The organism is Rothia nasimurium, assembly GCF_004569295.1.
In the GTDB taxonomy this organism is placed as follows: domain Bacteria; phylum Actinomycetota; class Actinomycetes; order Actinomycetales; family Micrococcaceae; genus Rothia; species Rothia nasimurium_B.
The window spans coordinates 15,550-27,209 of the sequence record NZ_SPQC01000038.1 but is presented as its reverse complement, the minus strand read 5'-3'; the positions used below and the strand labels follow the sequence as shown (position 1 = coordinate 27,209).

At 62.3% G+C, this 11,660-nt stretch carries 8 protein-coding genes and 1 pseudogene; 6 read left to right on the top strand and 3 right to left on the bottom strand.

Annotated elements, in window-relative coordinates; all coding sequences use genetic code 11:
• The 6 genes and pseudogenes from E4U03_RS12905 to E4U03_RS09815 all read left to right on the top strand — a co-directional run.
• Positions 1-302: pseudogene (locus tag E4U03_RS12905) on the top strand (hypothetical protein); the annotation flags it as partial.
• Positions 303-464: 162 nt separating this feature from the next.
• On the top strand, positions 465-1,943 hold the full coding sequence (locus E4U03_RS09835; RefSeq protein ID WP_135013419.1) for a malate:quinone oxidoreductase: 1,479 nt from the start codon (positions 465-467) through the stop codon (positions 1,941-1,943).
• Between the two features lie 177 nt (positions 1,944-2,120).
• Positions 2,121-3,227: a YihY/virulence factor BrkB family protein gene (locus E4U03_RS09830; RefSeq protein WP_135013417.1), complete on the top strand. Its 1,107-nt coding sequence runs from the start codon at positions 2,121-2,123 to the stop codon at positions 3,225-3,227.
• Between the two features lie 5 nt (positions 3,228-3,232).
• A complete protein-coding gene (locus E4U03_RS09825; protein WP_135013415.1) occupies positions 3,233-4,066 on the top strand; it encodes an alpha/beta fold hydrolase in 834 nt (277 codons plus the stop codon).
• Positions 4,067-4,126: 60 nt separating this feature from the next.
• Complete coding sequence (locus E4U03_RS09820; protein WP_135013413.1) at positions 4,127-5,218, top strand: S-(hydroxymethyl)mycothiol dehydrogenase; 1,092 nt, start codon at positions 4,127-4,129, stop codon at positions 5,216-5,218.
• An 11-nt stretch (positions 5,219-5,229) separates the two neighbouring features.
• On the top strand, positions 5,230-5,877 hold the full coding sequence (locus E4U03_RS09815) for an MBL fold metallo-hydrolase (protein ID WP_135013411.1): 648 nt from the start codon (positions 5,230-5,232) through the stop codon (positions 5,875-5,877).
• Positions 5,878-5,970: 93 nt separating this feature from the next.
• Here E4U03_RS09815 and E4U03_RS09810 read toward each other — a convergent pair whose 3' ends face one another.
• From E4U03_RS09810 to E4U03_RS09800, 3 genes are read right to left on the bottom strand one after another with little or no spacing between them, the layout of a single operon-like run.
• Positions 5,971-7,359 carry an MFS transporter gene (locus E4U03_RS09810; protein ID WP_135013409.1) on the bottom strand — a complete coding sequence of 463 codons (1,389 nt, stop codon included), beginning with the start codon at positions 7,357-7,359 and terminating at the stop codon, positions 5,971-5,973.
• The gene (locus E4U03_RS09805; protein WP_135013407.1) at positions 7,356-10,499 is read right to left on the bottom strand and encodes an AAA family ATPase; all 3,144 of its coding nucleotides are present in this window, start codon (positions 10,497-10,499) and stop codon (positions 7,356-7,358) included. The genes E4U03_RS09810 and E4U03_RS09805 overlap by 4 nt, the downstream gene beginning before the upstream one ends.
• On the bottom strand, positions 10,500-11,645 hold the full coding sequence (locus tag E4U03_RS09800) for an exonuclease SbcCD subunit D (RefSeq protein WP_135013405.1): 1,146 nt from the start codon (positions 11,643-11,645) through the stop codon (positions 10,500-10,502).
• Between the last annotated feature and the right edge of the window lie 15 nt (positions 11,646-11,660).

The following is an 11,660-nucleotide window of genomic DNA, read 5'->3' as shown; positions in this document are numbered from 1 at the left end:
AAGCCAGCCCCAGCCCTAGCGTCAGCCCCTCCCCCACCTCCACGGCAGCAGCCAGCGAACCGACTAAAGCCACAGCCAGCTACGCCAGCATCCGCCAGGCTATCGACGAAGCCGATACCCACACCGATATCGCCGAATGGCGCGAGGCCTACAAGGACATCAACGACCAGGTAGCCAACCTACTCTCAGCAATTCCTCTGGTCTACCCGGTCTCAGGCGTCACCCAGGGCCAGCGGGTGCGCACCTACACGGTGAGCGCCACCTGCATCGATGATTTCTCCACCGTGCACATCGACGACTAAACCTCTATCTGGTACCCACAAAAGTGCGTCAAAGAACTGTGCGTGTTAGGTAGGTCGCTCTATCTGTACTACTCTAAAGAAGAGAACGGGGCCGAGCGGCTCCACCCCAGCCGGTGTCCAGCGTCGGGCACCACAATCTTAGAGTGACGGAGTGTCAATCACGTGGCAAACGAAGTACAGACCGATGTCGTCCTAGTGGGCGGCGGTATCATGAGCGCAACCCTGGGCGTCCTGCTCAAAGAAGTAGAGCCCACCTGGAATATCACCCTGCTGGAGCGTCTGGACCAGGTAGGCCAGGAGTCATCTAACCCCTGGAACAACGCTGGTACCGGCCACTCAGCGCTCTGCGAACTCAACTACGCCCCGGCAGGCCCCGACGGCACCGTAGACCAGTCCAAGGCACTGGGTATTAACGAGCAATTCCAGGTCTCCCGCCAGCTCTGGGCATCTCTGGTTGAAGAGGGCAAGATCAAGGACGCCAGCTTCATCAACCCCGTACCCCACATGTCCCTGGTCTTCGGCGAAGACCACGTGCGCTACCTGGGCAAGCGTTTTGAGGCCTTCGAGAACCAGAAGCTCTTTGAGCGCATGAAGTTCTCAACCGACTTTGACCAGATTCGCCAGTGGGCTCCCCTGTCCGTTGAGGGCCGCGACCCCAACCAGAAGATTGCTGCCACCTGGTCCCCCGAGGGTACCGACGTAGATTTCGGCAACCTCACCCAGCAGATGGTGGACTACCTGGTAGAGCAGGGCGTCACCGTCCAGTACGGCCAGCAGGTCACCAACCTCGAGCAGCAGAGCGACGGCAGCTGGCTGGTTAAGGTTAAGAACCGCCTCAACTCCGAGCACAGCCAGACCATTCGTGCCAAGTTTGTCTTCCTGGGTGCCGGTGGCGGTGCCCTCAACCTGCTGCAGAAGTCAGGTATTAAGGAGGGCAAGGGTTTCGGTGGCTTCCCCGTCTCGGGCCTTTTCTTCCGCAATACCAATGAAGAAACCGCTCTCAAGCACAATGCCAAGGTCTACGGTCAGGCTTCGGTGGGTGCCCCGCCCATGTCTGTGCCCCACCTCGACACCCGCTACGTGAACGGCAAGCGCTCCCTGCTCTTTGGCCCCTACGCTGGCTTTAAGACCAACTTCCTCAAGCAGGGCTCCCTGCTCGATCTGCCCCTCTCCCTGCGTCCAGATAACCTGGTCCCCATGATTCGCGCAGGCCTGGACAACCTGGATCTCACCAAGTACCTCATCGGTGAGCTGCTCAAAAACCGCGACGAGCGTGTAGCTTCTCTGCGCGAGTACTACCCCACCGCGGTAGCAGATGAGTGGGAGCTCATCACCGCCGGTCAGCGCGTGCAGGTTATTAAGAAGGACGCGAAGAAGGGCGGCGTGCTGCAGTTCGGCACCGAGCTCATCGCATCGGGCGACGGCTCCATCGCGGCCCTGCTCGGTGCCTCCCCCGGCGCCTCAACCGCCGCCCCCATCATGCTGACCCTGCTGGCCCGTTGCTTCCCCTCCAAGATGAACCAGTGGGAGCCCCGCATCAAGGAACTGGTACCCGGCTACGGCGTCAATCTCAACGACAACCACGACCTGGCTGATGAGCTCTTTGCCCACACCGCCAAGGTGCTGGGTATCGATAACTAGCCCACCGGCGTCCGCCCACCACCCTGTGGGCTACCCTTTCTGATAGCTGCCCCGGCGCCATGTGCCGGGGCAGCTGCTGTTTTATCAAGAAGCAGGCGCTCAGCCAGCTCAAAGATTTATCATGCTACTGATAAGATGTTTACTGATTAAATTACCGCATGCCCAAAGGACGACACTATGGCTCTCGAAGAACAAACCATTAGCCGGGCTGTTACAGAGGACGCCCACAAAGAGGCTCCCAAGCCCGCCAAGCTCTCAGATATGAGCGGCTCTAGCTGGAAGTACATCTTCAAGCGCGCCCTGAGCGAATTCACCAACGACGGCTGCACCGATCTGGCTGCCACCCTGACTTACTTCACGGTGCTCTCTATCTTCCCCGGCCTACTGGCCGTGGTCTCTCTGCTGGGTGTCTTTGGGCAGGGCCAGCAGACCACCAACGCGATTCTCAACTTCCTGCAGGACTATGCCCCGGCTGAAATGCTGACTCTTCTGGAAGAGCCCATCACCCAGCTCACCAGCTCAGACGCCGCAGGTCTGGCCCTGGTGACCGGTGTGGTCGGTGCCCTCTGGACTGCCTCGGGCTACATCGGTGCCTTTGGCCGCTCCATGAACAAGATCTACGGTGTAGTAGAAGGCCGCCCCGTCTGGAAGCTGCGCCCCTTCAACCTGTTGGTCACCGCTGCCATGGTACTGATTGTTGTTGCCATGATGCTGGTACTGCTTTCCTCTGAAGACGTGCTGACCACCCTGCAGAACGCCGTGCCCGCTATCGAACTCGGCGGCTTTATCGGCGTATGGATGTGGCTGCGCTACCCCATCATGCTGGTTCTGGCCGTTGTGCTCATTAGCCTGCTCTACTTCGCCACCCCCAACGTCAAGCAGCCCAAGTTCCGCTTCCTCACCCCCGGCGCCGCTATTGCCCTGGTCGTGATGACTATTGCGGGCCTGGGCTTCACCTTCTACGTCTCGAACTTCGGCTCCTACAATGCCACCTACGGCCTGATCGGTGGCGTTATCGTGATGCTGCTGTTCATCTGGATCATGAACAATGTGCTGTTGCTTGGTGCCCAGATTGACGCTGAGATTCAGCGCGGCCGCGAGCTGCAGGCCGGCATCAAGGCCGAGGACGAGCTTCAGCTGCCCCCTCGCGATGACACCATGGCGATCAAGCAGCAGGAGAAGAAGGAAAACCTCATCGAAGAGGGCCGCAAGATTCGCCTGGCCCATAACGGTGTTGATTTCCAGCAGATGGCCGAGAAGCAGGAGAAGAAGGACTCCGAGTAGACGCTATGCCTGAGCCCTGTCTTTCGATTGAGACTTTCTGTGCCCCTACTGCCGGGGCGGATGCTCCGCCCCGGCTTCTTGAGGGCCAGCAGGTGGTGGCGGTGCACGGTTTTGCCTCTACCCCCGAGGTGACCTGGGAGCGGACCGGTTGGGTGCGGCAGGTGCAGCGGGCAGGGGCAGACGTCCATCTGGTCACCCTGCCCTACCACCGGCTCGAAGAAACAGGGCTCGAAGGGGCAGGAAAGTCTGGCGGGCAGATAGCCGTCACCTGGCAGCAAGAAGGGCTAGTGGCCTCCCTGGGCACGGCCCTTGGCCAGGCTCTGGCAGATGTAAATACACCGGTTCATCTGCTGGGCTACTCCCTGGGCGCCCGTATCTGCTGGCAGGTAGCGCTCAGCTCCCCGTACTTGGTGCAGAGCCTGACGCTCGGAGGCCTGCCCCTAGCAGCCCACCTCAATGAGGTGCAGTCCTACCTAAGGGCATCTTCTCCCGCTCCCGGCGCCTGCTTACCAGAGGGGCTCCAGGCCGTCCTCGACGCCAGCCCCCTGCCCCGCGCTGCGCTGGCCGCTTTTACTGCCCAGCCGGTTGAGCCTTTCACAACGAACAAACTACCTGCCTGCCCCACCCTCCTCTTTGCCGGCAGCCACGATACCCTAACCACCGGGCTCCCTGCCCTTGCTGCTGCCCTGCCGCACCCGGCGTCCGCCTATCTGAAGCTAGCGGGCCGCGACCATATTAGTGCCCTGACCAGCGGGCAAGCCCGCCGGGCGTCCGCTGACTTCATGGCCCGTCATGCGGTCTCACAAGCTGGCAGCGAGCCGGACCACACGGTAGCGTAGAGGGTAGCAGCAGGTAGCTACCTGCCAACCTCTTTACCCTCCCGCTATCGAAGGAGCCCCATGCACAAGGTCAAGGCCGTCGTCTCTCTGGCCAAGGATCAGCCCGTTGAAGTTGTTACCATCAATGTGCCTAACCCCATCAAGGGCGAGGCCCTGGTGAAGGTGCTCACCTGCGGTGTCTGCCAGACCGACCACCACTATGTCCAGGGCGGGGTCGGCAACGACTACCCCTACCTGCTGGGCCACGAGTCAGCCGGCATCGTCGAGGCGGTAGGCGAGGGCGTCACCAACGTTGCCCCCGGCGACCTGGTCATTCTCAATTGGCGGGCTGTCTGCGGCGAGTGCCGGGCCTGTAAGAAGGGCAAGCCCCAGTACTGCTTCGCAACCCACAACGCTACCCAGAAGATGACCCTGGAAGATGGCACCGAGCTCTCTCCCGCCCTGGGTATCGGCTCCTTTGCCGAGAAGACCCTGGTGGCAGCCGGCCAGTGCACCAAGATCGATACTGAGCTGACCGAAGACCAGTACGCCGCTATCGGTCTGCTAGGCTGTGGCGTCACCGCCGGTCTGGGCGCTGTTCTCAACACCGGTGAGGTAGCCCGCGGCGAGTCAGTTGCCGTGATCGGCTGTGGCGGTGTGGGTACCGCCGCTGTTGCCGGCGCCAAACTGGGCGGGGCAACCACCATCATCGCCGTTGATATTGACGACGAGAAGCTGGCCCGGGCCAAGGAGCACGGTGCCACCCACGTCATCAACTCTAAGAACCAGGACCCGGTAGCCGCTATCAAGGAGCTCACCGAGGGCTTCGGTGCCGACCTGGTCATTGACGCTGTGGGCGTTGAAGCCACATTCAAGCAGGCCTTTGAGGCCCGCGACCTGGCCGGACGCGTCGTCCTGGTGGGCGTGCCCGCCCCCGGCACCACCTGGCAGGCTCCCCTCGATGAGGTCTTCGGGCGCGGCGGCTCCATCAAGTCAGCCTGGTACGGCGATACCCTTCCCTCCCGCGACTTCCCTATGTTCGTGCAGCACTACCAGCTGGGCAACCTCGACCTGGACGGCTTCGTCTCAGAACGCATCAGCCTGGACCAGGTCAACGAGGCTTTCGAAACTATGAAGACCGGTAAGGTGCTTCGCTCGGTCGTTGAGCTCTAGGAGTTATCACCATGACAGAACGCATTGAACAAGTTGTCACCTCCGGCACATTCTCCCTGGACGGGGGCACCTGGGAGGTCGATAACAACGTCTGGATTATCGGCAACGAAACTTCCGTGGTCATTATCGACCCCGCTCACGACGTCGATAAGATTTCAGCCAAGGTTGCAGGGCGAACCGTTGAGAAAATCCTGCTGACCCACGCCCACGACGACCACATCCGCTCAGCCAAGGAAGCCGCCGACCGCTTCGACGCCCCGGTCTACCTCAACCCGGCAGACCGTCCGCTCTGGGAGATGGTCTACCCCTCCTGGGACTTCGACCAAGACCTGGCAGAGGGCGATACCATTACCATTGGCTCCACTGAGCTGAACGTCCTAGCAACCCCGGGCCACTCCCCCGGCTCCGTCTGCTTCTACGCCCCCACCCTCTCCTGGGAGAACTCAGAGGGCGTGCTCTTCTCGGGCGACACCCTCTTCAACGGAGGGCCCGGCGCCACCGGCCGCTCCTTCTCCAGCTTCGAGACCATCATCGAGTCAATCTCAGCCAAGCTCTTGACCCTGCCCGAATCCACCGCTGTGCTCACCGGCCACGGGGACTCCACCGGCATCGGCCTAGAAGCCCCCGAACTCGAAAACTGGGTCAAGCGCGGCCACTAGCCGCGAGGGCGTCCGCTCCCTTAACCTATATCAAGGGGCCCTACCGTCAGCTGACGGTAGGGCCCCTTGTGTTTGGAGTGATGAGAGGACGCGCTAGGGCAGCAGGGCCAGGCGCTCCTCGTAGGTGCGACGCCACAAGAACCCGTAGAGATGCCCCAGGCAGAAGTACATCGCAGCGGCGATGAGAGGAATAATCAGGGCAACCTGGTAGCTGTAGGAGCCACTCAAATCGGCTGCCCACACGAACCCCACCGCGATACCGCCCAGGGAACAGGCCTGCAAGGCAGAAAGAGCCAGGTCCAGGTTCTTACGCACCGAGAGGCTGGTGGCCACCGAGTCCATGGTGACCAGGCAAATACCGTAGGCAAGACCCACGCTGATCAGAGGAATCACCATACCCATAGCAGAGGTGGGCAGAGATAGAGTCATGGCGGTGAGGGTCAGGCACACCCCGCTCACCAGCCAGGCCCCCCACCCGAACATGGGCAGGCGCTCAAAGAGCACAAACAGGGCAGAGATAACCGCGCACAGACCGAGCAAGGCGATCAGGAAGCCGGTGACTCCTATCTGGTCGGTTGAAATGGCGTAGGCCACGATAGCTGCCTGGGTAGTGCCCAGGGATAGGCCCAAGCAGATGGTGCCCAGCTGGGGTATCCAGAGCAGGGAGCGGCTTACACCCCGCAGGGGCTTGCGGCGGTTGTCCCCGCTGACGTCCCGGGTCTCAACCGGCAGGTTTTCCGGGCGCCACAGCAGCATGAGCAGGCCCAGAACATCGAGCACAATCACCGCAAAGAGGGCCGACTGGGCCGTCAAAAAGACCGTGGTGATACCGGCAATCACGGCCCCGGCAGGCAGGGCGATGACGTCGAACATGGTTTCAAGCGAAATGGACGCGTTGAGCTTACGGCGGTCCTTGGTGGTGAGATACTCGGCGCTCCAGTAGCTTCGCATCATTGCCCCCAGCGGCACGGTGGTCACGCCTGTCACCGCGCAGGCTGCGAGGAACCTGCCGATAGACCCGCTACTGGTCTCAGCAAAGCGTAGGGACTCTAACATCAGCCACATCAGGGCCAGAATGTTGAGCACGGTAACAGCGAAGAAGATTCTTCGCTGGCCCCAGCGCTCAGAAATAGACCGATAGACCGGCACCATGAGAGCCGCGCTCAACCCCACCGTACCGGCAGCGTACCCGCCGAGGGTGGCCTCATTATTCTGCACGGCCAGCATCATCATCACCGCCAGCATCACCATAGCTGCGGGCAGGCGCATGAGCAGGGAGAAGAAGAGGAAGCGCCAGCCGTGGGTCAGCAGCAGGTCGCGAATACGGGTACGGGCGTACTCGGTTGAAATGCGCAGACGAGTGACGCTCTCCCGCAGGTTATTCCGCAGGTCAGGGCTACTGGGCCGCTGGCGGTCACGCCGGTAGCCCAGCCCCGTGCGGGGAGAAGAGCTGCGATTCTTGGGGTTACGGTGGGGGCTCACGCTGCTCCTGCATCTGCGACCAGGGAGGACCCCTGGGGCGAGCTTGTAAGGACGATGTGCTTATTAATGCGGTTCTTCATCTCAGCCACATGCGAAATTAGACCGATGACCCGTCCGCGCTCGCGCAGGGAGTCGATGGTGGTCATGACCTCTTCGAGGGTCTCATCGTCGAGAGAGCCAAAGCCTTCGTCAACGAAGAGGGTATCGATGTCGATACCGCCGTTAGCCTGCTGCACAACGTCAGCAAGGCCCAGTGCCAGTGCCAGGGATGCCATGAAGGTTTCGCCGCCCGAGAGGCTTTCGGGGCGGCGGCTGGCGTTGTGCCAGGCATCAAAGATATCGATGGCCAGGCCGGATTTCTTGTTACGTCCCTCTGCCCGGTCGGTGTGTTCCAGGCGGTAGCGGCCGTGGGTCATTTTTTCGAGGTGCTCGCTGGCTGCCTCGGCGACCTCGGCGAGCTGGTAGGCCAGCACGTAGGACGTCAGCGTCATGTTCAGGCGGTTATCGCTGCCGGGGGCCGCTGTGGCGGTCGCTGCGAGTTCATGTTTGAGGTGGGCGTCTTCCAGTAGCAGGCGGCTCTTTTCTAGGGTCGCTTCGAGCAGGCTCAGCACCTCGTGCAGTTCCTCGCGGGCGCCGGTCAGGCGGGTGGCATGGCTAATGAAACTATCGCGCTGGGCACTGAGCTGGACGATTGCTGCCTTGAGCTGGGCTAGTTGTTCGGGGGCAGGTGGCTGACCGCCGTCCGCCTGGAGCTGGGCGATAACTGCCAGAGCGGGGCTAGTGAGCTGGGCTGTGACCGCCAGGGTGCGGTCGCGGTGGGTGGTGATCTGCTGCTCTAGCTGGCTAGCCTGGGCCTTGGTGAGTAGCTGGGCTTTTACCTGCTGGGTGTCCTTGAGCTGGGCTTCTTGTAGGGCTCTGTACAGTTCTTCCTGGGCGGACGCCTGGGCTTGGGCCTGCCGCTCCTGGTCGGCGTAGGCGGCGAGCAGGGTGGGCAGCTGCCTGGTCAGCCGGTTGAGGGTGGCGATACGGTCGGCGAAGCCGGGGCCCTGGAGGTGGGGTGCCAGCTCGGCTTCAAGGCTTTCTCTCTGACCGGTGAGCTGGTACAGTTTGGCTTCTTCGCTCGTGTGCTGGCGTTCGGCTTCGGCCAGGTCTGCCCGGCTGGTGTCGAGGGTTTCTTCGGCGGTGGCGATGCGCTGGGCGAGGGCCTTGCGGTGGGCGACCTGAGCCTGGGCCTGGCTGAGACTCTCCTGGGCAGAGGTCAGGGCTGCCCGAGCTTCTTCGGGCTCAGGTGTGCCCTGCTCTACCAGCTGGTCGAGGGTGCTCTGGGCTGCGCTCAGGGCGGCGAGCGCCTGCTGGGCTTCTGCTTCTGCCGCGTCGCGCTGGTGCTTGGCGCGGGTGAGGGCTTCTTCGGTGACAGGTGGGGTGTTCTGGTCGTAGCTGGCGGGGGCGGGATGGTCTGTGGAGCCGCAGACGCTACAGGGTTGGCCGTCGGTGAGCGTTTCGGCCAGGATTTGGGCGGCGGCGTCAAAGCGCTGGCGCTGTAGGGTTTCGGCCTGGGCGGACGCCTTTCGTCGGCTTTCTTCGGCCCCTTGGGAGGCCCGCTGGGCGGCTTCTAGGTTGGTGCGGGCCTGAGTCAGGCGGTCGGCGGCGGTGACCCGGTCACGGGCCTGGGCCTGCAGGGCGCGGGCAGCCTCTTCGCGGGCAGTAGCCTGCTCGGTTTTCTCGTAGTCCTGGCGCTGCTGGGTGAGGCTCTGCTGGGCTTCTTCCAGGGCCTGGGTGAGCTGGGTGCGGCGGGTGGTCAGGCCCTTGAGGTTACTGGTGCTGGCCTGTGCCTGAGCAGCCAGGTTGGCGATGTCTTTTTCTGCCTGCTGGTAGCGGGTGAGCTGGTCGATGTGGGCGCTGGTGAGTTCGCTCAGCTGCTGGCTGGCATCGTCGGTGAGGGTGGTCTCGAGTGCGGCCTGGGCTTGGGTGAGCAGGTCGTATTCGAGGGCGGTTTCGGTGAGGTTTTCCCGGGCGGACGCCAGGAGCCTGCAGGTGCTGCCCAGGTGGGTTTCTGCCCGGTCTGCTGCCTGCTGATAGGCGGTTGCTGCCTGTTCAGCCGCTGTTACCCGAGGCAGAATCTCGGCAACTACCCTGTGTTCTTCGAGGCGGGTACGGCTGGCAGCTATCTGGCTCTCCTCACGTGCCAGGGTTTCCTGTTCCTGGGTGAGATTGAGATAGGTGGCCCAGTCTTTCTGCAACTGGGCGGTTTCGGTGTGCTCGTTTGCCAGTCTTTCGAGGTCGTGGGCGGTTTTATCCCGCCGCTCTTCTAGGCTCTCGGTGAGATCTGCTAGCTGGCTAAGTAGCTGGCGCAGGTGGTCGGGCAGATCCGCTACAGGGGCTGGCGCGGAGTCTTCAGGGGCGGAAGAGCTTTCGGTGCTTTCGTTTACCTCTTGCCCCAGGGCTTGGCGGGCCTGGTCGGCCCGGGCTGCCTGCTCGGCACGTTCTGCCCGCTGCTCTAGCACCCGCAGGTCCTGCTGGGCAGCCTCGGCTGCCGCGGCGGCGTCCTTAGCGTATCTGTGTAGCAGGTCCTGCACCTTCTCGAAGTCCTCGGTGCCAAAGAGCTGCTTGAGCAGCTGCTCCCGCTCCCCGGAGGTAGCAACCAGGAAACGCTGGAACTGCCCCTGGGGCAGCAGCATGACCTGGTTGAACTGTTGGGCGTTGAGGCCCAGCACAGAGAGCATGAAATCGCCGGCGTCCTTGTGGCGGGTGATGGCCGGGTCTGGTTCCCAGCTGCCGGTGGCGGCATCAAACTTCTCGATCAGGGTCTTGGCCTGCTCAGTAGTAATGCCCTCACCGCGTTTCTTGGGGCGCTCGTAGGCCGGGCTACGGTCAATCCGGTAGCGGTCGGTGCCGATGGTGCAGTCCAGTAGCACCCGGGGCTGCACATGGGAGTCAGCAAACCGGGATTTCAAATCGGTGCGCCCCGATGAGGTAGAGCCGTAGAGGGCATAGCAGATGGCATCGAGGATAGATGACTTGCCCGAGCCGGTAGGGCCGTTGAGCAGGAAGATGCCCTCTCGGTTGAGGTCGTCAAAGTCGATGGTGACGGTGCCCGGGAAAGGGCCGTAGGCAGTCAGTTCTAGTCGGTGAATTCGCATTTAGTCGCTCGCTCCCCTGGTACGGGCCTGGTCTAGGACGTCGGTGAAATAGGTGGCTTCAGCCTCGTTAAGGGCACGACCGCGGACGTGCTCGTAGAAAGACTCGCAGATAGCCTGAACGCTCTGGCTCTCGCGGGTGCGGCGGTAGCTATGCTCTTGGCGGTTCTCAGCGCCTTCGGGGGCGAAGAAAAGTTCCTGGACGTGATTGTAGTGGGCTTTGAGCCTATCGAGGGCAGCGGCTGGGCGCTCAACATCGGTCAGGGTAATACTGACAAAAGCCCGACCGTAAGCCTCCACGGTGCTTTCGGCAAGCACCTCATTGAGGGTGCCCTTGAGGGTTTTGAGCACCAGGTGGGTCTGCCAGGCATGTTCGTTCACCTCGATAGTTCCGTCAGGGGCTACGTCGATGATCCAGGCCCCCTTACGGTGGTTTTGCTCGCTGAAAGAATAGGCCAGGAGAGAGCCGGAGTACCTGACGGTATCGGTGATCTTCTGCCGCCCGTGCAGATGCCCCAGGGCTGTGTAGCTGGCAGCGGCAAAGGTGCTCGCTGGCACCTGTTGTACCCCGCCCACCGAGATATCACGTTCTGACTCTGAGGGTTCTGAACCCGTGGCAAAGCAGTGGGCGAGTACCACCGTGGCGGCAACCTGGCGGGTGGCGGCGTCCTCTTCTACCCTCCTCATGGCTTCAGCCAGCACGCTCGCGTGGCTGGCCTCGGTGCCCCAGCGGGCAGCAATCGGGCGCGGCTCTAGGTAGGGTATGCCGTAAAAGGCCACCTCAACGCCCCCGGCGGACAGCAGGACGGGTTGGCCCACCTGGGTTTGCGAGGTCACCAGGTGCACACCCGCAGCACTCAGTAATGAAGAGCCAAAGCCCAGGCGAATAGCCGAGTCGTGGTTACCGCTCGTTGCTACCACCTGTGCCCCGGCCTGCACCAGACGGGTCAGGGTACGGTCAAAAAGTTGCACGGTCTCGGTGCGGGGCTGGGCCTGATCATAGACATCCCCGCTAATCAGCACCACGTTGATGCCCTGTTCTTGAACCAGGGTCACCAGCTCATCGAGTAGCTGCTCGGCATAGGAGTGCAGGGAGGTACCGTGAAAGGTTCGGCCCAGGTGCCAGTCTGAGGTGTGCAAGATACGCATACCACCAGTTTAGTG

What these genes read in the sequence shown, in the direction of transcription:
- E4U03_RS09825 (WP_135013415.1), top strand. Translation starts at nt 3,233, where the DNA reads ATGCCTGAGCCCTGTCTTTCGATTGAGACTTTCTGTGCCCCTACTGCC.
- E4U03_RS09815 (WP_135013411.1), top strand. Translation starts at nt 5,230, where the DNA reads ATGACAGAACGCATTGAACAAGTTGTCACCTCCGGCACATTCTCCCTG.
- E4U03_RS09820 (WP_135013413.1), top strand. Translation starts at nt 4,127, where the DNA reads ATGCACAAGGTCAAGGCCGTCGTCTCTCTGGCCAAGGATCAGCCCGTT.
- E4U03_RS09830 (WP_135013417.1), top strand. Translation starts at nt 2,121, where the DNA reads ATGGCTCTCGAAGAACAAACCATTAGCCGGGCTGTTACAGAGGACGCC.
- E4U03_RS09805 (WP_135013407.1), bottom strand. Translation starts at nt 10,499, where the DNA reads ATGCGAATTCACCGACTAGAACTGACTGCCTACGGCCCTTTCCCGGGC.
- E4U03_RS09800 (WP_135013405.1), bottom strand. Translation starts at nt 11,645, where the DNA reads ATGCGTATCTTGCACACCTCAGACTGGCACCTGGGCCGAACCTTTCAC.